This window comes from Chryseobacterium antibioticum (genome assembly GCF_012927325.1).
GTDB lineage: Bacteria > Bacteroidota > Bacteroidia > Flavobacteriales > Weeksellaceae > Chryseobacterium > Chryseobacterium antibioticum.
In genome coordinates, this window is the sequence record NZ_JABBGI010000041.1 from 1 (window position 1) to 25025 (window position 25025).

The following is a 25025-nucleotide window of genomic DNA, read 5'->3' on the forward strand; positions in this document are numbered from 1 at the left end:
AAGACCTCAAAGATCAAATAAAAGAAACATAGGTAAATACAGAGCGAGAGCCAAGCCCATAGTCTCTAAAAATCAAAAAGATAGCTTATGAAATTTTACTAACTTAATGACATTGGGCTAAAGCCCGTCTCTATTGAATTTTATATGTGCGTATGCATTTTTAAATATATAATTAGCCAATTACTGCGCATCAAATCAGTTCTTCTTCCTGAAAATACTGTATAATTGCTTTTTTCATCAGAAGAGACTGTTCATTGGGTCTTAATTCCGGAAGAGTTTCCAGTTTATCATATTGTGGCCATCCGTCTTCATAATGGGTAAACTTATAATATCCAAATGGTTCCAATAGTCTGCATACTGCAATGTGGATTAGATTTACCTTATCTTCTTTTGTGTATTTCTGTTGGCCGCTTCCAAGCTCCTGTAGTCCTATCAGAAACAAAACTGTTTCAATCGGAGGATTTTTTTCAGTTTCGAAATTGTCTTCAAAAAACTGTTCTATCTTTTTCCAGTATTCTCCTTCGTTGATCATTTTTTTATATTTTCTATTTTCAAAAGAAACGCATATTCCAGTGCGTCTTCCTTCAATGATTCAAATCTTCCGCTCGCTCCGCCGTGTCCTGAGCTCATGTCGGTTTTGAACAATAGGAGGTTGTCGTCTGTTTTAAGTTCTCTTAATTTTGCCGTCCATTTTGCCGGTTCCCAATACTGTACTTGTGAATCGTGAAGTCCTGTTGTGATCAGCATGTGTGGATACTCTTTCGCTTCAATATTATCGTAAGGCGAATATTCCTTCATGTACTGATAATATTCTTTGTCATTTGGATTTCCCCATTCATCATATTCCCCGGTTGTCAATGGAATAGTTTCATCAAGCATCGTGGTAACTACATCTACAAATGGAACCTGTGCTACAATTCCGTGGAAAAGTTTAGGTTCATAATTGACAACAGCTCCCACGAGAAGTCCGCCTGCGCTTCCACCCATCGCGTACATATGATTGGATGAAGTATAGTTTTCCTGAATCAAATGCTTTCCTGCATCGATGAAATCAAAGAACGTATTTTTCTTAAAGAGCATTTTTCCGTCTTCATACCATTCTCTTCCCAGATATTCTCCACCACGGATATGAGCGATAGCGTAAATAAATCCTCTGTCTAAAATAGAAAGTCTTACATTGGAAAAACTCGCGTCTACCGTGTGTCCGTAGCTTCCATAACCATATAAAAGTAATGGAGTATCTGCAGACTTTTGAGTATCTTTGTGATAAACCAGTGAGATCGGGATTCTTGTTTCTCCATCTCTGGATTCTGCCCAAATTCTTTCTGAAATATAGTTTTCAGGGACGAATTTCCCACCAAGAACTTCCTGTTGCTTCAGAAGTTGAGTGGTTTTTTCTTTCAGATTGTATTCATATGTTGAACTTGGTTGCGTCAGTGAAGTATAGCCATAACGGAGAACTTCGGTGTCAAATTCCATATTGATTCCGATGTAAGCCGTGTAAGTGGGATCAGAAAAAGGAAGATAATAAGATTCTTTCGTTTTCTCATCAATGATCTTGATCTGAAGTAATCCTTCTTCTCTCTCTTCAAGAACCAGATAATCTCTGAAAATCTCAAAACCCTCCAGCAGAACTTCAGCACGGTGTGGAATAACATCTACCCAGTTCTCCATCCCGCAGTTGTTGATTTTGGTTTTTACAATCTTGAAATTGATCGCATCATCTGCATTCGTGATGATGTAAAATTCATCTTCAAAATGCTCTACCGAATATTCAAGATCATCTATTCTGGGCTGGATAATCTTCCATTCTGCAAAAACATTGTCAGAAGGAATGAATCTGTGTTCATCAGAAATCGTGCTTGAGCTCGCAATGAAAATATATTCCATTGATTTTGTCTTGAAAACATTCACGTCAAAAGTGTCATCATCTTCATGGAAGATCAAAATATCCTCCGAAGAATCTGTACCCAGTTTATGTCTGTACACCTGGAAAGCACGTAAACTTTCATCCTTTCTGATGTAGAAAACATGTTCATTGTCATTCGCCCATACCGCTTTTCCTGTAGTATTGAGGATCTGATCTGAGTAAATTTCTCCTGTTATCAGGTTTTTGAAATTGATGGTGTAAATTCTGCGGCTTACATTGTCTGATGAAAAAGAAACCAGTTCATTATTGGGAGAAACGGCAACGCTTCCTACTTCAAAATAAGTTTCACCCTCTGCTAATATATTAACATCTACAATGATTTCTTCCTCATTGTCCAGGCTTTTGTGCTTTCTACAGAAGATAGGATATTCTTTTCCTTCTTCGTAGCGTACAATATACCAGTAGCCGTTAAAGAAATAGGGGAGAGACTCATCGTCTTTTTTGTAGCGGGCTTTCATTTCTTCGAAAAGTTCCTCCTGAAAAGCTTCTGTGTCTTTCATCATCAGCTCTTCGTAAGCGTTTTCCTCTTCAAGGTATTTAATGACTTCAGGGTTTTCCCTTTCGTTAAGCCAGAAGTAGTTATCTGTTCTTCTGTCGCCGTGTATTTCTAGTATTTTTTCTATTTTTTTTGCCTGTGGAGCTTTCATCCGAATATTTTAAGTTTTTATTGGGCCGGATGGAACGTACTTATATATTTTTCTCTTTTTTGGAGTCGTTTTTATAGGCACGTTTCATTCAATATTAATTCTTGTTCAAATTTAGTTAAAAAAAAACCATCTTTCCTGATTGAAAAGACGGCTGTTTTTATCTTAAGCATTAAAAGCTATTTGTGAAGCGCTTTAATATATTTTTCAAGTGCCATTGTCATAGATGGAGTTTCCTTTGTAGGAGCCATTAGATCTACTCTTAAGCCTGCTTCTTCTGCTGCTGCTAAAGTAGTGTTTCCGAAAACACCGATCTTGGTTTCTTCCTGTTTGAAGTCCGGGAAATTCTGCTGCAAAGATTTGATTCCCTGTGGGCTGAAAAAAATCAGCATGTCATAATCCTTAGCATTGATGTCTGTCAGATCACTGCATACCGTTCTGTACATGATTGCTCTTGTCCAGTCCACATTTGATACCTCCATCGTTTTCACGATATCCGGACTCAAACCGTCTGAAGATGGTAAAAGATACTTTTCGGCAGGGAATTTTTTGAACAGAGGCAGAAGATCTGAGAAGTTTTTCTCCCCAAAACTGATCTTTCTCTTTCTATAAACGATATGTTTCTGAAGATAGTTGGCAATCGCCTCTGACTGGCAGATGTATCTCATCGTATCCGGAACGGCAAAACGCAGTTCTTCGGCAAGCCTGAAGTAATGGTCTATCGCATTTTTGCTGGTAAAAATAATCCCAGTAAACTGCGTCAGATCTATCTTCTGAGTTCTGAGTTCTTTGTTGTCAGCTCCTTCGACGTGGATGAAAGGACGGAAATCAATCTTTATTTTTTCCTTCTTTGCTATATCCAGATATGGAGAAGACTCACTAGGCGCTGGTTGAGAAACCAATATAGACTTTATTCTCATCATTGACTTTTATTAAAAAAATAACAACTTCCAAAGCAACAATAAAGGTGCGATTTGGAGGGTGCAAATATACAAAAATTTATAATACCATTTTTCGGGAAGTATGTTGTTTTTGTGAAACAAATAGAAGAAAATCTTGAAAACCGCGACAAATGCAAAGAAAGAGAAATAGTATAAAAATATTTTATTTCTGTCGACGGGGAAATAATAGTGGGTTACACACAAAATTATTAATAAAAATGAAAGGATGAAGTAGAATTTCGTGGAGGTAAAGTAAAAAATTGACCATTTTTTGCCATCACCTATGCTTTGGTAGAATAAAAATCCCAACGCAGATTTGGATGCATAAAAAAATACGACCGCCAGTAATGTATATCCGAATTTATTAAGCTGATAGCCCATTAGCTGCAGATCGGCAATATATTTAGGAACAATAGGAATATATTGTGAAAGCAGAACAGATAAGGTGAGTGCCGTCACACATGACGTGATGATCCAGCTTGGCAGGTTGTTGCTCGCATCAAAATATTTCTGAAGCAGGAAGTCTTTCAGGCTGGCGTCTCTCTCTATGATATTCATCATGAAAACATAAAGGAATATGCATCCTATTAAGATAAAGATTACCCAGTCATTGTTCTCAGGTATTCTTACGTGGTTGATAAAGTTTTGTGATAACGGCAAAGGAATGTTTTTTTGCAAAATTATAGATTATTTTGTATAAAATAAAAAGGTTAAATAAACTATCTTTGCAAACTGAAATGAAAAAACTCGTCATCATCCCTACTTATAACGAAAAGGAAAATATTGAAAATATTATTTCCGCAGTTTTTGCGCTGGAAGATGACTTTCATGTTTTGGTTGTGGATGACTCTTCTCCGGATGGAACGGCAGAGATCGTTAGGGGGCTGCAAAAGAGATTTTCTCATCATTTACATATGTCGGTAAGACATGTGAAAGATGGTTTGGGAAAAGCATATATCCATGGATTTAGATGGGCTATTGAAAATCAATATGACTACATTTTTGAAATGGATGCCGATTTTTCACATAATCCAAATGATCTGCCGAAACTTTTTGAAGCGTGTCTGAATGCCGATATGGCCATAGGATCACGCTACTCAAAAGGGGTAAATGTAGTGAACTGGCCTATGGGAAGGGTGTTGCTTTCTTACTTTGCTTCTAAGTATGTAAGGTTTATTTTAGGACTTCCGATTCATGATACAACGGCAGGTTTTGTATGTTTTTCAAGAAAAGTTCTTGAAGAAATCGGACTGGATAATGTGAAACTGAAAGGATATGGCTTCCAGATCGAGATGAAGTTCAGAGCTTTTAAAAAAGGTTTCAAAATTGTAGAAGTTCCTATTATATTTACAAACAGAATTTTAGGAGAAAGCAAAATGAACGGTGGAATCATTCATGAAGCAGTATTTGGAGTTTTAAATTTAAAATGGAAATCAATAATCAACAGATTATGAAAAAGCTGGTCTTCATTTTCGTTATGCTTGGCATGTTCTCATGCGGCGACTATATCGACAAACCCAAAAATTTGATCGAGTCGGAAGTTATGGCTGAGATCCTGGCTGATCTTACCATTACAGATCAGGCTGTTGTTATCTATCAAAACAAAAACTTAGAAGCAGGAACAAGATTTGTTCTTAAGACTCACAAGGTCAAATCTGAGGATTTTGTAAACAGCTTTCAATATTATGTCATCAAAGACAAAATGAAAGATATTGCGGAAGATGCGCAGAAAATTGTATTAAAAAAAGACCCAAAAGCGGAAAAATATGTCCAGGACAAGTTGAAAAATGCTGGAAATACTCCCGTTTTAGACAAATAATTATGAAGCAGAAATGGTTCTGTGATAAAACAGAATCGTTAATAGCGGTGAATTAAAAGAATATTACGAATGAAATTTTTTAATATAGAAAAAACCTCTGAAGGAAAAGCAAGAGCGGGGGAGATTACCACAGATCACGGTAAGGTCCAAACACCCATCTTTATGCCTGTGGGAACTGTAGCAAGTGTAAAAACAGTTCACCAGAGAGAATTAAAAGAAGACATTAAAGCCCAGATTATCCTGGGTAATACCTATCACCTGTATCTCCGTCCTACCATGGACATTATGCAGGAAGCAGGAGGACTGCACAAATTTATGAACTGGGATCTTCCTATTCTTACCGATTCAGGAGGTTTTCAGGTATTTTCACTTTCCAAAAGCAGAAAAATGTCTGAAGAAGGCGTGAAATTCAAGTCCCATATCGATGGAAGCTATCATCTATTTACGCCTGAAAAATCTATGGAAATCCAAAGACAGATCGGAGCGGATATTTTTATGGCTTTTGATGAATGCGTTGCTTATCCTAGTGGATACAATGAGGTAAAAGCTTCTATGGAAATGACCCACCGATGGTTAAAAAGATGCATCGATTGGAATGAAGCAAATCCTGAATTATACGGTCACAAACAAAGATTTTTCCCCATTGTTCAAGGTTCTACCTATTCGGATTTAAGAAAAATTTCAGCGGAAGTAATTTCTGAAGCAGGTGCTGAAGGAAACGCAATCGGCGGACTTTCCGTTGGTGAGCCTGAAGAAGAACTGTACAGAATTACCGATGAGGTTACCGATATTCTTCCAAAAGACAAACCAAGATACCTGATGGGAGTAGGAACTCCCTGGAATATTCTTGAATCTATTGGTTTAGGTATCGATATGATGGACTGTGTAATGCCTACCAGAAATGCGAGAAACGCAATGCTTTTCACATGGCAGGGGGTGATGAATATGAAAAATGAAAAATGGAAGAGTGACTTTTCTCCTTTGGATGAATTTGGAACAAGTTTCGTAGACAGAGAATATTCGAAAGCATATCTGCGCCATTTATTTGTGTCTAAAGAATATCTTGCCAAGCAGATCGCATCGATTCATAACCTTGCATTTTATTTAGACCTTGTGAAAGTGGCCAGAGAACATATTGTGGCAGGTGATTTCTACGAATGGAAAAAATCTGTGGTACCGGTTCTTAGACAGAGACTTTAAAATACAAAGATCATGATCAAAATTATAGACAAGTATATCATCAAAAAATATCTTGGAACCTTCAGTTTCATGCTGATATTGCTGTCTATAGTTGTACTGGTGATCGATGTACAACAGAAAATTCCAAGGATAGAAAATGCAAAAGCACTCGATCCGAAGTTGGACCTGATGTATTTTCTGATTCACTTTTATCCGTTCTGGATCATTAATCTGGTAGTGACATTCCTGGCGATCCTGGTATTTATTTCCGTGATTTATTTCACGTCCAGGATGGCAAATAATACTGAAATTGTTGCTGTAATAAGCAGTGGAGCCAGTTTTCACAGATTTGCAAAACCTTACCTGTATACCTCTATTTTAATTGCACTGATATCTCTTGTTGTCAACCATATGGTGCTTCCGTGGGCCAATATCAAGAAGAATGAGCTGGAGGCTTATACGTATAATGCCGCCAACAAGGAAAAAATTCTGGGGACAGGCCCTGCATCTGCCCAGTTCAGTAAAACAGAATACATCTTCGTTAACTCATGGAATAAAAGAGAAACCAGAGGTTCAGGTTTTGTCTATCAGAAGTTTGATAAAGACAGAAAGATGACGTATGAACTGAAGGCCTCAGAAGTATACTGGGATAAAGCTAAAAAACAGTTTATCCTTACTAATTATCTTGAGAAGACCATCAATAAAAATAATACGGAAAAACTGGGTAATGGTATTGAATTGCGGAAAAGCTATGGGCATTCTCCTGAAGAACTTTTCCCGAACGAACTTCTTGGTCAGAATAAAACCACTCCGGAACTAATCAAATTCATTGAGAGGGAAAAAAACAGGGGGAACAGTAATCTGAATTCTTACCTTAATGAGTTTCATCAGAGAACCTCAATGCCGGTTGCTATTATTATTCTGACGTTTCTTGCGCTCTCTCTGGCCTCCCAGAAGAAAAGAGGAGGTCTTGGAGTCAATCTCGCCTTAGGAATTTCCCTTGCGTTTGTTTTCGTTTTCTCTTTTGAAGCATTGAAAGTAGTGTCTGAGAACAAAAGTTTGTCGCCGGCCGTAGCCATGTGGCTTCCTAATATGGTTTTCTTCCCGCTTACCTTATATCTTTACCTCAAAAGAGCCAATCAGTAAAGAAGTTTGATCTCTTTATGATAGAAAGGCTTTAAGCCGTCTTTTTCAAGTTCTATCCAGAGTTCTCCTTTTTCGTCAGCATTTCTGATAATGCCATTTTGTCTCTCTTTTCCTATTTCGAAGACGGATATTTCATCCTTCCGGTATAAATGAAGGTTAAACTGATCAATGATGTCCTGTTCAGACGGAATGTTTTTCAGTTTTTCTGAGAGGTGCCCATGAAGGTTGAATACAAAATCTTCAAGATCAAAAATCTGTCCGGTCTGCGTGAGAAGGGATCCGGCATGGGATATTTCATCAAAATCCTCCTGTAGAACATTGAAGCCTGCACCAATGATGAAATAATTATTTTGATTAATTTTTTTCTTTTCAATTAAAATCCCGACGATTTTTTTATTTTTAAGGATCATATCATTCGGCCACTTTATTTTTACGGGATTATCAGTCAAATTGGCCAGATAATCCCTAATAACAACTGCGGTATAGTAATTGAATATAAAGTCTGATAGCAGAACGTTCTGAGCCTTGACCGCTAAAGTGTATGCTACGTTTTTTCCGGCAGCAGCTGCCCATGTATTTCCGTATTGTCCGCGGCCTTTAGTTTGATTGAATGTAGAGACTCCAATAAAATCCGAATTTTCGTAAAGTAAAAACTTTGAAACTTCGTCATTAGTAGAAGAGCACTCTTTTAAATAAAATAATTGATCCATTTAAGAAAACTTTAAGACTTTAAAGGGCTAAAAATAAGGCTAAAGTAAAAGAAAAACAATAAATTTGCAGATTATAGATATTTTAATGAATAAAACAGCAGAAAAGCAGGCACTAATAGATAAAATTGTTGAAGCCATCCAGGATATAAAGGGTGAAGATATTATGATTTTCGATCTTTCGAAGATTGAAAACTCTGTAGCGGAAACTTTTATAATTTGTAGCGGAAACTCAAATACACAGGTTTCTGCATTGGCAGGAAGTGTGGAGAAGAAAGTAAGAAACGATCTTAAAGATAGGCCTTGGCATGTAGAAGGTACTGAAAACTCCATGTGGGTTTTGGTAGATTACGTAACAGTGGTAGTGCATATTTTCCAAAAAGAAGTACGTGAGTACTACGATATTGAAGAACTTTGGGGAGATGCAGTCATTACCAAAATTGAAAATTAATTTTAAATTTTAAAAAGTATAAATGAACAATAAAGGATTCAACTGGTTTTTTCCAATTGCAATCGTGGCTCTTTTGTTATTTTTCGGTTCCAATTTTTTAGGAGGCGACAGTACAAAATCTATTGATGAGGATGCTTTCTTCAGGGAAATGCAGGCAGGAAAGGTCCAAAACGTTATCATATACAAAGACACAGAGAAAGCTGATGTTTTCCTGACAAAAGCAGCAAAGACAGCAATGGTTAGTAAAACGGCCAATCAAAGCAATCCTCTTTCTGCATTCGAAATGGCTCCAAAAGCAGATTTTTCTGTAAAATATGGAGATCTTCAGCTTTTCCTTCAAAAATTTGATCAGGTAAAAGCTACAGATGCGAATATCAAGACTACAAAAGATTACGGAGCAGGTAAAAATCCGTTCATGGATATCTTGTTTTCTGCATTGATATGGATCGCTATTTTAGGACTTTTCTACTTCCTTCTTTTCAGAAAGATGGGTGGCGGCGGAGGCCCTGGAGGACAGATCTTCTCTATCGGGAAATCTAAAGCGAAGCTTTTTGACGAAAAAGAAAGAATTCAGGTGACATTTAAAGATGTTGCAGGTCTTGAAGGCGCTAAAGAAGAAGTACAGGAAGTGGTAGATTTCCTTAAAAATTCTGAGAAATACACCAAACTGGGAGGTAAGATTCCTAAAGGTGTCCTATTGGTGGGCCCTCCGGGAACCGGTAAAACATTATTGGCAAAAGCTGTTGCAGGGGAGGCCAAAGTGCCGTTCTTCTCACTTTCAGGTTCAGATTTCGTGGAAATGTTCGTTGGAGTTGGTGCTTCAAGAGTTAGAGATCTTTTTGCTCAGGCAAAAGCTAAATCTCCGGCTATCATCTTTATCGATGAGATCGATGCGATCGGACGTGCAAGAGGAAAAAATAATTTCTCAGGCGGAAACGACGAAAGAGAAAATACCCTTAACCAGCTTCTTACAGAAATGGATGGTTTCGGAACAGATGTTAACGTCATCGTTATGGCTGCTACCAACAGAGCTGATATCCTGGATAAAGCTTTAATGAGAGCAGGACGTTTTGACCGTTCAATCTATGTAGACCTTCCGGAATTACACGAAAGAAGAGAGATTTTTGATGTTCACTTGCTGAAAATCAAATTAGATGATACTGTAGACAGAGACTTCTTAGCGAAACAAACTCCGGGATTCAGTGGAGCTGATATCGCTAATGTTTGTAACGAGGCAGCGTTAATCGCAGCAAGAAACAGTCATACATCAGTTACTAAACAGGATTTCCTTGATGCTGTAGACAGAATCATCGGGGGGCTTGAAAAGAAAAATATGGCTATCAAACCTTCTGAAAAGAGAAGAGTTGCCTATCATGAAGCGGGTCACGCTACTATCTCATGGTTGGTAGAACATGCAGCACCACTTTTAAAAGTGACGATCGTTCCGAGAGGGCGTTCTCTGGGTGCAGCCTGGTATCTTCCTGAAGAAAGACAACTGACAACTACTGAACAGATGTTGGACGAATTGTGTGCTACCTTAGGAGGTAGAGCCGCAGAGCAGGTTATTTTTAACAATATTTCAACAGGTGCATTATCTGACCTTGAATCCGTAACGAAAAGAGCGCAAGCTATGGTTACTGTTTACGGTCTAAGCCCTACTATTGGTAATATTTCTTATTATGACAGCTCAGGACAATCTGAATATAATTTCGGAAAGCCTTATTCTGAGGAAACTGCGAATAAGATTGATGTTGAGATTAAATCTATTATTGAAAATCAGTACGAAAGAGCAGTTCAGATTCTTACTGAGAACAAAGATAAATTGGATGCTTTAGCGAATAAACTTTTGGAAAAAGAAGTTATTTTCCGTGAAGATCTTGAAGATATATTCGGTAAAAGAGCATGGGATCCGGAATTAACGGAAAGACCTATGACGAGTACGATTGCTACGGCGAAAGAACCGGATGAGCAGATCATCATTAAAGACAAAGAAGAAGAAAGTGAAATTCAGGCTCCGGAAAGCCCGACGCAACTTTAAAATACTTCCAAAATAGATCAAAAAAAACCTGACAGTCTTAGAATTGTCAGGTTTTTTCATATTTAAAGACATATTTTTAGAATCTATTGTAATTTATTTTCTATTTTTGTATAAAGTTGACTAAAAATAGATTAAGTTGAATTTATTCAAGAGAATTGTAAGCAAACTTACCAACCAGCCTGAGGAGGAGGAAAAGCAGAGTCTGGAGAAGCTCGGGGATTCGCTGAAAAATGCGGATCTTGACTATAAGTTTGCGCAATTATTTACGCATTCAGGGGGATTTTTTAATTATTGTGCAGATGAAGCGGAGGCTCTACAGACTTTAAATCAAATTGTCAAAATAGAAAGAATGGGAAATATTTTCTGCTGGGACAAGGAGCTTCAGAGCTTTTTGAACGTAGTGAAAATACCCTATACTTCAGAAATGGAGAACTCCAATGATGCTGCCTTCATTACCTGTGAATACCTTATTGCCTATGACGGAAGAATCATGCTTTCGCATAACAATATTCTGCATTACCATTCTTCAAGACTTCCGGGTAAAATCATTATCATGGCCAATGTTTCGCAGATTGTGAACAACCTTAATGATGCGATGGGGAAAATAAAAAGAAACGGGAACATCAAAAATCTGACTTCCATCAGTGGAGGACAGTCGAGTTTAGATTCTTCTTCTCATACGAATACAAAACTGTTTTTATTGCTGCTTGAAGATTAAGCATCAACTTATAAATTTTACATTTTGGACAAAAACCTTATTCAAAGAACCATTTCCGGACTTGTTTACGTTGCCGTTATCGTTCTTTGCACAACACCGCTGGGTGCCCAGCTGATCAACAAGATCCATCCGGACCTTATCAGGCAGGAGTATCTTTATTTCGGGCTGATAAGTCTTTTACTACTGGTGGGTACATGGGAATGCATTAAGATCATGAAGTTTGGGAAAGGCTATGAACAATGGATTGTGCTTCCCCTGGTTATTTTTATTTATTACGTTTTTTCCAAAAGATATTTCCACCACGACTTCTTTTTCGATTTCAGGCTGAATGAAATACTGGCTATTTCCCTGATCGCTATTGCCGTGGTTACTTTATTTAAATATCCCAACGAATTATATTACGACAGCGGAAAGCTGATATTTACGGTGATCTATGTGGCACTGCCTTTCAGTTTTGCATTAGGTCTGCCTAAGTTTTCAAGTTTTGAAGGAACATTCTCACTGGAAGTTCTTTTCCTGTTTATCCTGATCTGGAGCAGTGATACCTTTGCTTATCTTACTGGAAAGTTTTTCGGGAAACATAAAATGGCACCTAAAATCTCTCCAAAGAAGACCTGGGAAGGATATGCCGGGGGAGTAATCTTAACGTTGATTTTATCATACTTTATAGAGCACTACCAGCCTGAACTTCGCGGGAACTGGATGGTTGTAGGTTTTCTGGTCGCTGCATTTGCTCCGCTGGGGGATCTTGTGGAAAGCCAGCTTAAAAGAAATTTCGGTGTAAAAGACAGCGGAAACATCATTCCGGGGCATGGAGGCGTACTGGACAGACTGGATAGTTTTTTAATTTGCGTTCCTGTCGTATATTTGTACTTTATTTTAGAAAAATTTATTTAATCTCATGAAACTACATAAGGAGTCCAAAGGAACGATTACCGTAGCAACGATACTGTTTATTATTATAAGTGTGTTGGCTATTTATTTTCTTAAAATGTGGTCGTTACTGATCATTATGCCATTATTGGTTGTTTACAGTTTAGTATTTTGGTTCTTCAGAGTTCCGGAACGCGATATTTTAGAACACCGCGAAAACGTTATTGCTCCTGTAGACGGGAAAGTAGTAATGATCAAAGAAGTGGAGGAGACTGAATTTCTGAAAGGAAAAGCAATTCAGGTTTCTATCTTCATGTCACCACTCAATGTTCATATCTGCAGATACCCGGTTTCCGGAAATGTGATCTATAAAAAATATCATCCCGGTAAATATCTTGTGGCATGGCATGAAAAGTCATCTACAGAAAACGAGAGAACGACTGTAGCTGTTGAAACAGCGACAAATAACAAAGTAGTATTCAGACAGATTGCAGGATATGTGGCCAGAAGGATTGTTTTCTATTGTAATGAAGGCGATCAGGCAAAAGCCGGGCATGAGTTCGGATTCATTAAATTTGGTTCCAGAATGGACGTTTTCCTGCCTTTAGACACGGAAATCATCTGTAAGATCGGAGACATAACAAAAGGAGGCGTGGATGTGATCGCCAAAATGAAAGATTAAGACAGAATAAAATCGAAATATGAAAAGGAGAAATTAAGTTTTCTCCTTTTTTTGTTATTTTCAGGTGCTACTAAAGATAAAGGCTTTCTAAGATTTGATGGAAATTAATTTTAGCGTAAATAATATTTGGTGCATAATAATTTTTTTAATTATTAACATAATCTGATAGTTAACATATTTTTTTTACGTAAATATGCTAAAAAAATTATACGAATTTATTAGACCGTTTACAGGCCTAATATCTTATCAAAAAAACACACCTTTTCGCGATTTTCATTCAACAAAATAGCAGACGAATTCTTACGTCCTGCTTTTCCTGTTTAATTTGATGAGTATTAGTATGAATTCAGACGGCTTTTTTTTGTACAAAAAGCAACCTGATCATTATCTTAAAAAACATAAAACAGAACACGATGATTTTTAAATCTTTCTTTCGAATAATAAGCGATGAGGCAGAGAAAATGCATGATGAAGATGAGCGCAGTTATCTGAACCTTATTAATAAATATCTTCTTTTTCTTTTTCTATTATTCCTATTTTACTCAATCTTCATAGTGATCTTTTTTGGGGATGCTTTAATATCTACATTTCTTACGGTCATTACGCTCTTTTGGCTTTATTTAATGGCTGTAAAGGGAAAAACAAACCGATACAGAAGGGCATTAAAGGTCACTGTTATTTTTGTTTTTGTTCTGCTGGTATTTATTGTCAGTTTTTTTCACATCTATACCTATAAGAATGCAGGCGTAGAATATTTTTATTTTTCCCTTTTATTTGCTATTCCTTTCTTTTTCAATTATAAAGAGGATTTTTATTCAATCCTTTTCGTAGCTTTTGTGATCTGTGTCAACTTTATAGCCTGTTTATACTTTGATTTTGACTTCCTGCCTAAAAGCAAGTTTTTTCAGGCAGAAGACTTCAAAACAGTAAAACTTCTGAATATTTTATTTTCCATTGCATCGTTTCTGATGGACATTTCTTTTATTACTCAAAAAGACGACCTCATTTACGGGCTTATCGAAGATACCAAAATGAAGGATTCTACAATACAAGATTTGCAGAAAACCAATACTGCGCTTCTTAAGCAGCAGATGCTTATCAATCATCTGACAGAAGAAAATATTCAGGAGATCTATCATCTTGCTGAAACCAATTCTCCTTTGTTTTTTGATAAATTTCAGTTCTTTTTCCCACATTTTATTCCAGCCGTTTTAGCAAGTAATCCCAATCTTATTTACTCAGAGCTATATTTTTGTGCCCTCATGAAAATTGATTTTGATACGAAGAAAATTGCTCAGTGTACGAACAGCAGTGTACGAGCCGTTGAAAGCAAAAAATACAGGATCCGGAAAAAACTGAATATCCCTTCTGATGTGAATATCAACAGCTTTATTCTTAAGATATAATCTTTTTTTACGAAAGTGAGTAGTATTACGTATCTAGACAGGCGCTAATTTCTTGCCGTTGTTAATACTTTTGCTTTACGTATGAATTTAAAAGAAATACATATCGGAAAGTTTGATAAAGACAAAGGCTGAAGAGCTCAGGATGCCTCCCGAAAGAATCATGAATTTTTTACACTGTACCGAAGATGAAATAGAAGCCATGTATCAGCAGGAATACATGGATACCTACAGTTTACTAAGGTGGAGTAAACTTCTGCGCTATGACTTTTTCAGAATTTATACCGGACATCTTATTTTGTATGCACCTCCGTGCAAAGCAGATAACATGATTAGAGTAAGGGATTCTCATCTTCAATTTAGGAAAAGTATCTATACAGAAGAAGTGAAGGGGTTTATACTGGATAAAATTATCACTAAACAAATGACAGTCACCGAAGTGATCACTAGATATAAAATTCCTAAAACAACCCTTTATAAATGGGTAAAGAAAGTATAGCTATGCCAGATTTTAAACTGATTTATACAGATATTATCAATGAAAAATTTCCGGAGAAAATAAATGATCCGCTGATCCGGAATAAGCTGAATGCTCTAAATACAGCTGTTGATGTTTTAAAGTTCAATATACTGGTCTTTGGCGAATCTGAATATCCCATTTTATTGGTCTCAGAAATAGTTAAAACTATGCACTTTAGTGCATTTTACTTTCAGTTTCTAAAAATGTTATCTTTGTTTTGTGGATTATCAACGTAGCAATGGTCATAGTGTAAGTAGGTTAACAGCACATATTGTATGGGTTACTAAATATCGTTTTCCAGTATTGGAGGGTGATATTAAATTACGCTGTCGTAGTATTTTGCTTCAAATTTGCCAGGCAGAAGATATTAGAATTTTGAAAGGAGTTGTCTCTAAAGATCATGTTCATATGCATATAGAATATCGCCCTAATCAAGATATAAGTAGTCTTGTTAAACTATTCAAAGGTCGAAGCTCTAGGAAACTTCAAATTGAATTTCCTGAATTGAAACAACGTTATTGGGGACGTCATTTTTGGGCAATAGGATTTGGTTGTTGGAGCACTGGCAATATTACGGATGAAATGCTTAACGAGTATTTGGAACATCATCGAAACCCAACTGATCAAGACCAAAGTAATTTTATCATTGAGTAGTAATACTCGAATCGTGGACTTTAAGTCCACAAACCAAACCTATGGACTTAAAGTCCATAGTGGTTTAGTTAAAAATCAAAGACTCCGTTCCTATGATGAAGCATCCATTCGTGAGATCCTTGACTATCGAAGTAAAAATAAACTGACAAATACGGAAACGGGCAATCATTTCAAGATCAGCCGGAATACCATTGCAAGATGGAGATCTTTTTTTAAATCATAATTCTTTTGTGTTCCTTTTAAAGTCGGCTTCCCCGTTTTGAAGTCGAAAACAGACCTTTACTATATTTCTGATATTTATAACGAGATAATTTCCAAAGTGCTGATATATTGTGTGTTTTACTACTCGCGCGTAGTATTGCGTATCTGTTTTTTAGTAGGGAAGTAGTTGTGGATGGTAATTTTGCCCTGGCTGAAAAGTCATTCAAAAACATAACAAACATAATTATTTCGAAATGATGAAAACAAATTCTACAACAGCGAAAACCAAAGTGTTGCTTATGGCTCTGCTTTTGGTTTTTGGACAGTTCTATTCGCAGATTCAGAACGGAGCGGTAGGGATCAATACCTCTTTGCCCAATACAAATTCAGTTTTAGATGTGGTCTCGGGCGGTAACAATAAAGGAATACTCATTCCCAGGCTTACCGAAAGCCAGAGAGATGCCATTATCATTAATAAGCTTAAAGATGATGGTCTTACCATTTATAATACCACAGAAGACTGCTTTAATTACTGGAGTTTTGCAGATGATGAATGGAAAAGTGTCTGTGGGCAAGTGGGAAAAGCTGTATTTACAGTTGACTGTTCCAATACCAAGGCCATGGGAACCTATGTAAAAGGCCGTGAGCTAACCCCCTCCAACTATCTGAGCATTTCTGTCAATGTGACCAAAGCAGGGAATTATACCATCTCAGGAACCACTCCCAACGGATATAATTTCTATGGAACGGGAACATTCCTCAATACAGGGGTACAGACCATCCAGATTACCGGGCAGGGAACCCCTCTCAATATCCAGACTGATGATGTATCGCTTAATGCGAACGGAATTGACGTGACCTGTACACCAGCGGTATCTATAACTGTTCTCAGTCCGGCAGGAACCTATACAATGAGCTGTGGAAGTGCCATAGTAAATGGCGTGTATAAAGTGGGAACAGCGCTTAATTCTTCAAACACTATTACACTACCGATCAATGTTTCTTCATTAGGAAGTTATACGATTACCACAAATACCGTGGATGGAATTTCATTCAGAGGTTCGGGAACATTCACTGCTACAGGAAACCAGAACGTTACTTTAAGTGGTACAGGAGCACCATCTTCTACAGCTGTAAAAACGATAATCATCACTTCTGACAGTCAGGGAGGCGTTTCTACGACTTGTAATGTAAATATTATTGTTGTAATCCCTAAGAAAACCGTTCTTCATATAGGTTTGGAAACAGCTTATGGATATAGTGCCTTTACAGGACCTTCCAGAAGTTTGATGGATTCTCCTACTAATTTTGGAACTACCGCTTCAAGTATCGTAAAATATGAAGGTTTTACTCATACATCTTTAGGAAACTCACCATCTTCAGCAGCACTTCAGACGGCTCTGAACAGTAAGCCGGATATTGTAATTATTGGGTATAATTATACTCCAAACGCGACAGATGCAGGATATATCGCTTCGTATCTTAATAAAAAAGGGATCGTAATTGCTTTGACTGATGATACAGGGACTGCACAGAATTTATTCAGAGGAATCTTTTCAGATCCTACCATTTCAGCATCCTATGGAGCAGGAGCAGGTTCTGTATATGGACTGGCCAATACAGATGATCCTATATTGAATGGTCCTTTCGGAGATGTAAGGGGAAAAAACTGGGGTGAAGATGCTTCTACAACAGTTGGAATGTCAGGTCTTACAAGCGGATTTATTCCTTATAGCTATGCTCAGCCTATTAACAGCACGACAGCACGAACCGGTCTTTCCGGACTGAGAAGCAGTAGTCTGAGTTTTGTATGGTTTGGTGACGGTGGTTTCTTAAGCAATGAAAATGCAAATGGAAATCCTTATTCAAGCAATACGATAGAGCCCTTCGTAGCACCAAGCTCAGGAGGATATTTTCCGGTGCAGAAAGCAACATACGGATCTGCAGGAAATGGGTATGCAACAGGAGGAATGCAGGTGCAGAATTCTATACTATTCGCGAACATGATCGCATGGGCAGTTAAGCAGGCAGAATTCAGCGGAATTAATACACAGTAATGAAAAAATAGTTTTTAAAGATGACTGCGGCATGGTGAAACCATGCCGCAGTTTTTATTTGATATGATTCTTAACCTCTTCTGCAAGGTTTAAAATAATCTCAACAGGAAGATCTTCTTCCATATCGATCAGAAGGATTTTAAACTTCTTTCTGCCGTCCTGAATCAACAGAGGGTGATCAAGTCTGTCCCCATGATAAAAACTTACGTAATGCTGTTTGTATTTTTTGCTGTAATAGAGGTAACACAGCATTTTCTTTTTATACTTAAAAAAAGGAAGTCCGAAACTTAATGTTTCTGTTATGTGTTCAGGATCAGACTCCAGGATCTTTTTGCGTAAAAACAAAAGAGTACTTCTTTCAGGCTCATCGATTCTGTAGAAGTACTCTTGTATAGGATTCATTTAACTGAATTTAATTCATAAAATGGTTAGTCAAAATTTTGAAGTTCCACAAGCTTGTGGTACATACCTTTCTTAGCGATAAGGTCATGGTGTGTTCCCTGTTCCACCACAAGTCCTTTCTCCATCACTACGATCCAGTCTGCTTTCTGAATAGTTGAAAGTCTGTGGGCAATAACAAGAGACGTTCTGTTCTCCATCATTTTATCCAGAGCATCCTGTACAAATCTTTCAGATTCCGTATCCAGGGCAGAAGTAGCTTCATCCAGGATCATTACCGGTGGATTTTTCAATACAGCTCTGGCAATGGAAACTCTTTGCTTCTGTCCTCCTGAAAGTTTATTTCCATCATCACCAATATTGGAGTCATAGCCTTCCGGAAGATTGGTGATGAAAGAATCAGCATTGGCGATTTTGGCTGCTTCCACTACTTCTTCTTTCGTAGCCTCAGGCTTACCCATCAGGATGTTATTGTATATTGAATCATTGAATAATACAGATTCCTGAGTTACCATTCCCAGAAGCTGGCGGTATTCTTTTAATTTTAAATGTTTGATATCTACACCATCAATTAAGATTTGCCCCTCATTCACGTCATAGAATCTTGCCAAAAGGTTGGCGATAGTGGTTTTTCCACTTCCACTCTGTCCTACAAGGGCAATAGTCTTTCCTTTGGGAATGATCAGTGAGAAGTTTTTAAGGATAACATTGTCTTTATCATAATAGAATCCAATGTTTTTGAATTCAATTTGGTTGCTCAATGTAGAGATAGAAACCGGCTCTGCAATTTCTTCTACTTTTAAATCGTAGTCAAGAACTTCTGCTACTCTCTCTAAACTTGCCATACCTCCCTGGATAGAAGAAATCGCACTGGAAAGTTTTTTTGCAGGGTCTAGGATTTGGAAGAACATCCCGATGAAAACCAAGAAAGCCTGAGGTTTCATAGTCTGGTCCTCTAAGATCTGTGTTCCTGCATACCACGTAATGATAAGAATGGTAATAGAACCAAGGAATTCGCTCATAGGTGAAGCTAGTTCTCTTTTTCGGCTCATATCTATGGCGAAGTTCTGCCAGTTGGTCGTTGTTTCGTTGAATCTGTTCTTAAGAATCTTATCTGCATTGAATATCTTGATCACTTTAGACGATTTTAAAGTTTCGTCTACCAGCGAAAAAAGATTTCCAAGCTCAGCCTGTGCATAATGAGCCTGTTTTTTTAAGCTTTTTCCTGTCCATGAGATCAGCAAGCCCATAACAGGGAAAACGATCAGTGAAAAAAGGGTAAGCTGAGGAGACAGTAAAAATAATGCGATCAGTGAAGAAATGATCATGAACGGAGCATTGATGATATCTACCAATACGCCCATGATGCCGCCTTCCACACCTCCGATGTCATTGGAAATTCTGGACATCATATCTCCCTTTCTCTGTTCTGTAAAGAAAGAAACCGGAAGCTGAAGGAATTTATTGTACATCGCTGTACGGAGATCCTTGGTAATACCTACACGGTAATTCACCAAAAGAAAAGATCCGATATATCTGAAAATGTTTCTTAATAAAAATGAAACCCCTGTGATGGCACACAAAACAGCAAGTACCTGAACAGCACCGTGTTGGTCAATTTGAGTCTGTACGAAATAGTAAGCTTTGTCTTTTATGTAATTGAAATAGTCCCCAAAGGCTCCACTCCATACAGGCTCTTTCCCTTGTTTTTCAATCGTACCAAACATCAATCCTAAAATAGGAAGCATAGTTCCAACGGATAAGATATTAAGTAGAGAATAGAGTATATTGAAAAACATACTTCCGAAAAGGTATTTTTGATGCGGTTTCGCGAAATAAAGTATTCTTTGTAATGGTTTCATTCAATGAAAAATTGGATAGCAAAATTACGTAAAATTAAAGGAATAGACGTTCTTAATCCTGTTTTACTTTAATTAATATGTTTCAATTTGATAGGTTTTGTTACAAACACTTGTTTAGTTTTTAATGGTTGACGGGGTGTTGGTATGAAAAAAAACCGCCATTTCGGAGGTTTTTATGAGTGTAATTATTTAAAATTTTACTTTGTCATTATATTTTGGAGCAAAATTCTGAGGGTTTAATTTTTCAAGAGTTTTTCCAACATTATTGATGATTCCCGTCAAATTGTCAAAATCTACAACATTCACATCGTCATTTTCATTATGGTAATGAGCCGCTTTTGTCATATCAACCGTAGAGAAGGAGTGAGCAATAATTTTCTTCTTCACAAAACTGACATTATCTGATCTGTAGAATAATTTTTGGGCAGCATAAGGATCAGGGTTTATTGTTAAGCCGTTGGCAGCATACTTATTAAAGAGTTCATCAAAATCAGAAAACTCATCACCGGTCATGAAAAGTGCATTTTTTCCGAACTGAGACTCTGTAGCTACCATTTCAAAATTGAAAAGTGCTGTCATGTTATTATAAACCTTATCTAAATTGGCATCTGTGGAAATAGCTCTTGAGCCAAGCATTCCTTTCTCTTCCCCATTGAAAGCTATGAAAACCATCGAGAAGTCAGGCTTTTTGTTTTTGAAATAATCGGCGATACCTGCTAAAGTGGCAATTCCACTTGCATCATCATCTGCACCGTTGTAAATATTATCTCCCGTTTTGTCACTGGTTCCGATGTGATCAAAGTGTCCCGAGAAACCCAGGTATTTATCCGTTTTTCCTTTTTTGATACCACATACATTATAAACCTTCTTTCCTTCATATTCAAAAGGAATCAGGTAAGAATTTCCGGTACAATATTCAAGATTGTTTTCTTTGAAAAGTTTTGCGATATATTCTGCTGCCTTGTCATTTTCCGGAGTTCCGATCTCGCGGCCTTTCATTTCGTCTGAAGCCAGCGTTGAAAGTATGGTCTTTACTCTTTCTTTTGAAACTTCCTGTGCCAATGTGAATACAGAGAAGAATGAGAAGGCGAGGTAGGTTAGTTTTTTCATTTTTTTATAATTTTAATAGGATCAGTCGTAGTCTTAACGGAAATGTTTCATGCAACGATATAAATTAATCTGTATTTGAACCATTAAGAAACCTCAAGCTATTAAGCGAAATTAAGTTAATCAATTGATTTTTAAGTCATTTATTTTCCATAATCATCTTAAAAATGTACTCAATCTTACTATTTAAAAATTAATTGGGCTTAAAATAGAATACCTGAATTTGAAATTACTGCAAAAAAAAACAGCTCCTTTCGGAACTGTTCTCACTCAAAAAATCGTTGTAAGGCTATCGAAGTCGGTCTACAGATTTTACGAGCCTCTCATCTCTGCGGATCAATGCGTTTGCAATAAGCAGACAGATGACCGCAATCAATGGGAAAACCGGCTCAATACCCTTCTCAGGAATCTGAATTCCTCCGGATAAGTTTAGTAACCAGTACGCCAATACACCAATCAACAAAACGTTTATAATGATGCTGAACGTATTCAGCAAAATTTGTCTTTTTCTGTTTTTAAAGCTGAAAATACTCAGTGCACCTGCCAAAACAAGGGCAATAGAGCTTATATCAATCACCGGAATATTGCCGAAAACGTCAACATCCTGTCCTGTAACGAAAAGGGAAACTGCGGCTAAAACAGCCAGTAGAGTCCATATAGTCTGTGTTCTCTGTAACATTGATTCTTAAATACCTGGCAAAAATAACATAAATTTTGCACAATTCAAAAATAAGTGTAGATTTGCATTATACATATGTACTTGAAAACAAAAGTCACCGGACTTACTTTTCTTACTCACAATTAATTACATTTTTACATTAAGTATGTTTAACATAGAAACGTTAAGGTCAAAATCCGTAACGGAACTGACTAAAATCTTAAAAGATTTAGGCGTTAAAGTTGCTAGAAACAGCAATGATAATGATAAGATCTTTGCCGTTCTTGACTTTCAGGCTTCTAACCCTAAAGTTGCAAAAGATTATTTCAACGCCACAGAAACCAGCATGGATACTGAAGAAAAACCGGCAGATAAACCTGCTAAGGCCCCTGTAAGAAAAGCAGCGCCTAAAAGACAACCTGCCAAGCCGAAAGCAGAAGTAACAGCACCGGCAGAAGCGAAACCCCAGGCTGAAGAAAAAGTAGAAGAAAAGGTACCAGTCGCTGAAGAAATAAAGCAGGAAGAACCCAAAACTGAAACAGTTTCCACTCCTGAAGAAAACAACTCAGCACAGTCTAAGAAAAAAAGAAAGAGAGTGGTTGCCAACACAGGCAATACAGAAGCTTCACAAGAAAGAGCAGAAGCTCCTAAAAATGCAGAACAACCTCAGGAATCTGCTCCCTCAGAAGAAAAGCCTGCTGCTTCTCAACCTCAGGCCAGATCCCAACAAAAAGGACACAACAATCCGCAAAACAGCGGAAACCAAAATAAGAACCCTAATCAGCATCAGAATCAAAACCAGGGTCAGAACCAAAATCCTAATCAACACCAGAATCAGAACCCTAATCAAAATCAGCACAGACAACATGCTGACAGAAATGAGGAGCATCATTCTGAACACAGAAAAGAATTCAGTTTTGATGGGATGGTAAGTATTGAAGGGGTTTTAGAAATTCTTCCTGATAACTACGGATTCCTTCGTTCCTCTGATTTCAGTTATATCTCTTCTCCTGATGATGTGTATGTGTCTACAGCACAGATCAGAAATTTTGGTCTGAAAACCGGAGATACTGTAAAAGGAATTGTAAGACTTCCGAAAGAAGGTGAAAAATATTTTTCCTTATTAAAACCAATAGAAGTAAACGGACGTGATCTTGCATTCATTAAAGATCGTGTTGCTTTTGAATATTTAACCCCGCTTTTTCCAGAAGAGAAATTTAACCTGGCAGGAGATAATTCTACAATGTCTACAAGAATTGTTGATTTATTTGCACCAATTGGGAAAGGGCAGAGAGCAATGATCGTTGCCCAGCCTAAAACGGGTAAAACCATGTTGCTTAAAGATATTGCCAACTCTATTGCAGCCAATCACCCTGAAGTATATATGATGGTCCTTCTGATCGACGAACGTCCGGAAGAAGTTACCGATATGGAAAGAAGTGTAAATGCCGAAGTAATAGCATCTACATTTGATGAAGCAGCGGACAAACACGTAAAAGTGGCCAACCTTGTTTTGGCAAAAGCTCAGAGAATGGTAGAATGTGGACATGATGTAGTGATATTGCTTGACTCTATTACGAGATTAGCAAGAGCCTATAACACCGTTACTCCAGCATCAGGAAAGGTTCTTTCCGGTGGGGTAGATGCCAATGCGCTTCACAAACCGAAAAGATTTTTCGGGGCGGCCAGAAAAATTGAAGGAGGTGGCTCATTAACGATTATCGCGACAGCGCTTATCGATACTGGTTCTAAAATGGACGAAGTAATCTTCGAAGAATTTAAAGGAACAGGGAACATGGAACTTCAGTTGGATAGAAAAATTGCCAACAGAAGAATTTATCCTGCGATTGACCTTGTATCTTCAAGTACGCGTAGAGATGACCTTCTCTTAGATGAAGTTACTTCTCAGAGAATGTGGATCTTCAGAAAGTATCTTGCTGAAATGAATCCTGTAGAAGCGATGGAATTTGTCAATAAAAACATCAGAGGAACTTTAAATAATGAAGAATTCATGATGTCTATGAATAAATAGATTAATTTAATTGTTAATTAAAAAGCACGGAAATCATTTGATTTTCGTGCTTTTTTGTGCTTGCGGGTTTTTAATGTTTTGCTAAATTGTGATAGCGTTAAGGATTATCAGATTATATTCTTTTTTTTTCAAATTGGTTTTCGCGATGTTTTAGACTGAAACAACCGTCATCTTCCTGCTTCTGTCTTCCCACGTGTAAAATTTAATTCATTCTAAATCAATATATCAATGTTAAAGATTTATTAAAGTAATCCCCAGTATTTGATAATCCCTTAAATATTGGTTAAATTTGGATATAACATTAAAAATAAAATTATGTCATTTGAATTACCAAAATTAGGATATGCATATGATGCATTGGAGCCGACTATCGATGCAAAAACTATGGAGATCCATTATACAAAACATCATCAGGCTTATATTGACAATTTAAATAAAGCAATCGAAGGAACTGAATTAGCAGGGAAAACTATTGAAGAGATCTGCCAGACAGGAACTGACAAACCAGCAGTAAGAAATAATGGAGGAGGACACTTCAACCACTCTTTATTCTGGGAAATTTTAACTCCGGGCGGAAGCAATGAGCCTGTAGGAAACGTAAAAGCTGCTATCGAAGCTTACGGTGGTCTTGAGAAATTCAAAACTGATTTTTCTGATGCTGCTAAAACAAGATTCGGTTCAGGATGGGCTTGGTTGGTTAAAAATGCGGACGGATCTGTATCTGTTTCTTCTACGCCAAACCAGGATAACCCATTAATGCCTGTTGCAGACGTTAAAGGAACTCCTGTTTTAGGATTAGACGTTTGGGAGCATGCTTATTACTTAAACTACCAAAACAGAAGACCTGACTATGTTTCAGCTTTCTTTAGCGTAGTAAACTGGGATAAAGTGGAGGAGTTATTCAATAAATAATTTTTATTTATTATAAAAGTAAAAGGTTCAGAAGAAATTCTGAACCTTTTTTATTGTTATTTAAATGTATTGGATCATTGAACCGGTATGGT

The 25025-nt window shown here is 37.3% G+C and carries 26 protein-coding genes; 17 read left to right on the forward strand and 9 right to left on the reverse strand.

The window, feature by feature from the left end:
• Window positions 1-190: 190 nt before the first annotated feature.
• The 4 genes from HHL23_RS20920 to HHL23_RS20935 form a co-directional block, all read right to left on the reverse strand.
• On the reverse strand, window positions 191-532 hold the full coding sequence (locus HHL23_RS20920) for a hypothetical protein (RefSeq protein ID WP_169236681.1): 342 nt from the start codon (window positions 530-532) through the stop codon (window positions 191-193).
• Window positions 529-2577: a S9 family peptidase gene (locus HHL23_RS20925; RefSeq protein ID WP_169236682.1), complete on the reverse strand. Its 2049-nt coding sequence runs from the start codon at window positions 2575-2577 to the stop codon at window positions 529-531. The genes HHL23_RS20920 and HHL23_RS20925 overlap by 4 nt, the downstream gene beginning before the upstream one ends.
• 176 nt (window positions 2578-2753) lie before the next feature.
• A complete protein-coding gene (locus tag HHL23_RS20930; RefSeq protein WP_169236707.1) occupies window positions 2754-3494 on the reverse strand; it encodes a uroporphyrinogen-III synthase in 741 nt (246 codons plus the stop codon).
• A 12-nt stretch (window positions 3495-3506) separates the two neighbouring features.
• The gene (locus tag HHL23_RS20935; RefSeq protein WP_169236683.1) at window positions 3507-4175 is read right to left on the reverse strand and encodes a DUF4271 domain-containing protein; all 669 of its coding nucleotides are present in this window, start codon (window positions 4173-4175) and stop codon (window positions 3507-3509) included.
• A gap of 77 nt (window positions 4176-4252) precedes the next feature.
• Between HHL23_RS20935 and HHL23_RS20940 the strand changes: the two genes are divergently transcribed.
• From HHL23_RS20940 to HHL23_RS20955, 4 genes are all read left to right on the forward strand, one after another.
• On the forward strand, window positions 4253-4969 hold the full coding sequence (locus HHL23_RS20940; RefSeq protein ID WP_169236684.1) for a polyprenol monophosphomannose synthase: 717 nt from the start codon (window positions 4253-4255) through the stop codon (window positions 4967-4969).
• On the forward strand, window positions 4966-5334 hold the full coding sequence (locus tag HHL23_RS20945) for a DUF4296 domain-containing protein (protein WP_169236685.1): 369 nt from the start codon (window positions 4966-4968) through the stop codon (window positions 5332-5334). The genes HHL23_RS20940 and HHL23_RS20945 overlap by 4 nt, the downstream gene beginning before the upstream one ends.
• A 69-nt stretch (window positions 5335-5403) precedes the next feature.
• Window positions 5404-6534, forward strand: coding sequence for a tRNA guanosine(34) transglycosylase Tgt (tgt, locus tag HHL23_RS20950; RefSeq protein ID WP_169236686.1), 1131 nt, complete (start codon window positions 5404-5406; stop codon window positions 6532-6534).
• 15 nt (window positions 6535-6549) lie between these two features.
• Window positions 6550-7659 carry an LptF/LptG family permease gene (locus HHL23_RS20955; protein WP_169236708.1) on the forward strand — a complete coding sequence of 370 codons (1110 nt, stop codon included), beginning with the start codon at window positions 6550-6552 and terminating at the stop codon, window positions 7657-7659.
• On the opposite strand, the gene HHL23_RS20960 is transcribed toward HHL23_RS20955, so the two are convergent.
• The gene (locus tag HHL23_RS20960) at window positions 7653-8369 is read right to left on the reverse strand and encodes a biotin--[acetyl-CoA-carboxylase] ligase (RefSeq protein WP_169236687.1); all 717 of its coding nucleotides are present in this window, start codon (window positions 8367-8369) and stop codon (window positions 7653-7655) included. The two genes, HHL23_RS20955 and HHL23_RS20960, sit on opposite strands and share 7 nt — an antisense overlap.
• Before the next feature lie 85 nt (window positions 8370-8454).
• Here HHL23_RS20960 and rsfS point away from each other — a divergent pair, with 85 nt between their 5' ends.
• The 11 genes from rsfS (at window position 8455) to HHL23_RS21015 (ending at window position 17963) form a co-directional block, all read left to right on the forward strand.
• Window positions 8455-8817 carry a ribosome silencing factor gene (gene rsfS / locus HHL23_RS20965; RefSeq protein WP_169236688.1) on the forward strand — a complete coding sequence of 121 codons (363 nt, stop codon included), beginning with the start codon at window positions 8455-8457 and terminating at the stop codon, window positions 8815-8817.
• A gap of 22 nt (window positions 8818-8839) precedes the next feature.
• Entirely contained in the window at window positions 8840-10855 is a 2016-nt protein-coding gene (gene ftsH, locus HHL23_RS20970; protein WP_169236689.1) for an ATP-dependent zinc metalloprotease FtsH, read from the forward strand.
• 136 nt (window positions 10856-10991) lie between these two features.
• Window positions 10992-11573 (forward strand): LUD domain-containing protein, encoded by a 582-nt coding sequence (locus tag HHL23_RS20975; protein WP_169236690.1) that lies wholly within the window; start codon window positions 10992-10994, stop codon window positions 11571-11573.
• A 24-nt stretch (window positions 11574-11597) separates the two neighbouring features.
• Window positions 11598-12470, forward strand: coding sequence for a phosphatidate cytidylyltransferase (locus tag HHL23_RS20980; protein ID WP_169236691.1), 873 nt, complete (start codon window positions 11598-11600; stop codon window positions 12468-12470).
• A gap of 4 nt (window positions 12471-12474) precedes the next feature.
• Window positions 12475-13128, forward strand: a complete 654-nt coding sequence (locus HHL23_RS20985; protein ID WP_169236692.1) for a phosphatidylserine decarboxylase family protein — start codon at window positions 12475-12477, stop codon at window positions 13126-13128.
• Window positions 13129-13541: 413 nt separating this feature from the next.
• A complete protein-coding gene (locus HHL23_RS20990; RefSeq protein WP_169236693.1) occupies window positions 13542-14534 on the forward strand; it encodes a Two component regulator three Y domain-containing protein in 993 nt (330 codons plus the stop codon).
• A gap of 112 nt (window positions 14535-14646) precedes the next feature.
• Window positions 14647-15030: a transposase gene (locus tag HHL23_RS20995; RefSeq protein WP_317174729.1), complete on the forward strand. Its 384-nt coding sequence runs from the start codon at window positions 14647-14649 to the stop codon at window positions 15028-15030.
• Window positions 15012-15287: a hypothetical protein gene (locus tag HHL23_RS21000; protein WP_169236694.1), complete on the forward strand. Its 276-nt coding sequence runs from the start codon at window positions 15012-15014 to the stop codon at window positions 15285-15287. The genes HHL23_RS20995 and HHL23_RS21000 overlap by 19 nt, the downstream gene beginning before the upstream one ends.
• Entirely contained in the window at window positions 15271-15705 is a 435-nt protein-coding gene (tnpA, locus tag HHL23_RS21005; protein WP_169233276.1) for an IS200/IS605 family transposase, read from the forward strand. Before HHL23_RS21000 ends, tnpA begins: the two co-directional genes overlap by 17 nt.
• Before the next feature lie 13 nt (window positions 15706-15718).
• Entirely contained in the window at window positions 15719-15928 is a 210-nt protein-coding gene (locus HHL23_RS21010; protein WP_169236695.1) for a hypothetical protein, read from the forward strand.
• 232 nt (window positions 15929-16160) lie between these two features.
• Window positions 16161-17963 (forward strand): autotransporter outer membrane beta-barrel domain-containing protein, encoded by a 1803-nt coding sequence (locus HHL23_RS21015; protein ID WP_169236696.1) that lies wholly within the window; start codon window positions 16161-16163, stop codon window positions 17961-17963.
• 54 nt (window positions 17964-18017) lie between these two features.
• On the opposite strand, the gene HHL23_RS21020 is transcribed toward HHL23_RS21015, so the two are convergent.
• The 4 genes from HHL23_RS21020 to HHL23_RS21035 form a co-directional block, all read right to left on the reverse strand.
• Entirely contained in the window at window positions 18018-18365 is a 348-nt protein-coding gene (locus HHL23_RS21020; RefSeq protein WP_169236697.1) for a DUF1801 domain-containing protein, read from the reverse strand.
• A 26-nt stretch (window positions 18366-18391) separates the two neighbouring features.
• Window positions 18392-20224, reverse strand: coding sequence for an ABC transporter ATP-binding protein (locus tag HHL23_RS21025; protein ID WP_169236698.1), 1833 nt, complete (start codon window positions 20222-20224; stop codon window positions 18392-18394).
• A 189-nt stretch (window positions 20225-20413) separates the two neighbouring features.
• Window positions 20414-21334 (reverse strand): M28 family peptidase, encoded by a 921-nt coding sequence (locus HHL23_RS21030; RefSeq protein WP_169236699.1) that lies wholly within the window; start codon window positions 21332-21334, stop codon window positions 20414-20416.
• Window positions 21335-21620: 286 nt separating this feature from the next.
• The gene (locus HHL23_RS21035; protein WP_169236700.1) at window positions 21621-22010 is read right to left on the reverse strand and encodes a DUF4293 domain-containing protein; all 390 of its coding nucleotides are present in this window, start codon (window positions 22008-22010) and stop codon (window positions 21621-21623) included.
• A 145-nt stretch (window positions 22011-22155) separates the two neighbouring features.
• Here HHL23_RS21035 and rho point away from each other — a divergent pair, with 145 nt between their 5' ends.
• Window positions 22156-24021, forward strand: coding sequence for a transcription termination factor Rho (gene rho, locus HHL23_RS21040; RefSeq protein ID WP_169236701.1), 1866 nt, complete (start codon window positions 22156-22158; stop codon window positions 24019-24021).
• A 315-nt stretch (window positions 24022-24336) separates the two neighbouring features.
• Window positions 24337-24933: a superoxide dismutase gene (locus HHL23_RS21045; RefSeq protein ID WP_169236702.1), complete on the forward strand. Its 597-nt coding sequence runs from the start codon at window positions 24337-24339 to the stop codon at window positions 24931-24933.
• Window positions 24934-25025: the final 92 nt, after the last annotated feature.

Excerpts from the sequence above, each read along its gene's own strand:
- HHL23_RS20920 (WP_169236681.1), bottom strand. The coding sequence starts at position 532 with ATGATCAACGAAGGAGAATACTGGAAAAAGATAGAACAGTTTTTTGAA.
- HHL23_RS20925 (WP_169236682.1), bottom strand. The coding sequence starts at position 2,577 with ATGAAAGCTCCACAGGCAAAAAAAATAGAAAAAATACTAGAAATACAC.
- HHL23_RS20930 (WP_169236707.1), bottom strand. The coding sequence starts at position 3,494 with ATGAGAATAAAGTCTATATTGGTTTCTCAACCAGCGCCTAGTGAGTCT.
- HHL23_RS20940 (WP_169236684.1), top strand. The coding sequence starts at position 4,253 with ATGAAAAAACTCGTCATCATCCCTACTTATAACGAAAAGGAAAATATT.
- HHL23_RS20945 (WP_169236685.1), top strand. The coding sequence starts at position 4,966 with ATGAAAAAGCTGGTCTTCATTTTCGTTATGCTTGGCATGTTCTCATGC.
- tgt (WP_169236686.1), top strand. The coding sequence starts at position 5,404 with ATGAAATTTTTTAATATAGAAAAAACCTCTGAAGGAAAAGCAAGAGCG.
- HHL23_RS20960 (WP_169236687.1), bottom strand. The coding sequence starts at position 8,369 with ATGGATCAATTATTTTATTTAAAAGAGTGCTCTTCTACTAATGACGAA.
- rsfS (WP_169236688.1), top strand. The coding sequence starts at position 8,455 with ATGAATAAAACAGCAGAAAAGCAGGCACTAATAGATAAAATTGTTGAA.
- ftsH (WP_169236689.1), top strand. The coding sequence starts at position 8,840 with ATGAACAATAAAGGATTCAACTGGTTTTTTCCAATTGCAATCGTGGCT.
- HHL23_RS20985 (WP_169236692.1), top strand. The coding sequence starts at position 12,475 with ATGAAACTACATAAGGAGTCCAAAGGAACGATTACCGTAGCAACGATA.
- HHL23_RS20990 (WP_169236693.1), top strand. The coding sequence starts at position 13,542 with ATGATTTTTAAATCTTTCTTTCGAATAATAAGCGATGAGGCAGAGAAA.
- HHL23_RS21000 (WP_169236694.1), top strand. The coding sequence starts at position 15,012 with ATGGGTAAAGAAAGTATAGCTATGCCAGATTTTAAACTGATTTATACA.
- HHL23_RS21015 (WP_169236696.1), top strand. The coding sequence starts at position 16,161 with ATGATGAAAACAAATTCTACAACAGCGAAAACCAAAGTGTTGCTTATG.
- HHL23_RS21020 (WP_169236697.1), bottom strand. The coding sequence starts at position 18,365 with ATGAATCCTATACAAGAGTACTTCTACAGAATCGATGAGCCTGAAAGA.
- HHL23_RS21025 (WP_169236698.1), bottom strand. The coding sequence starts at position 20,224 with ATGAAACCATTACAAAGAATACTTTATTTCGCGAAACCGCATCAAAAA.
- HHL23_RS21030 (WP_169236699.1), bottom strand. The coding sequence starts at position 21,334 with ATGAAAAAACTAACCTACCTCGCCTTCTCATTCTTCTCTGTATTCACA.
- HHL23_RS21035 (WP_169236700.1), bottom strand. The coding sequence starts at position 22,010 with ATGTTACAGAGAACACAGACTATATGGACTCTACTGGCTGTTTTAGCC.
- rho (WP_169236701.1), top strand. The coding sequence starts at position 22,156 with ATGTTTAACATAGAAACGTTAAGGTCAAAATCCGTAACGGAACTGACT.
- HHL23_RS21045 (WP_169236702.1), top strand. The coding sequence starts at position 24,337 with ATGTCATTTGAATTACCAAAATTAGGATATGCATATGATGCATTGGAG.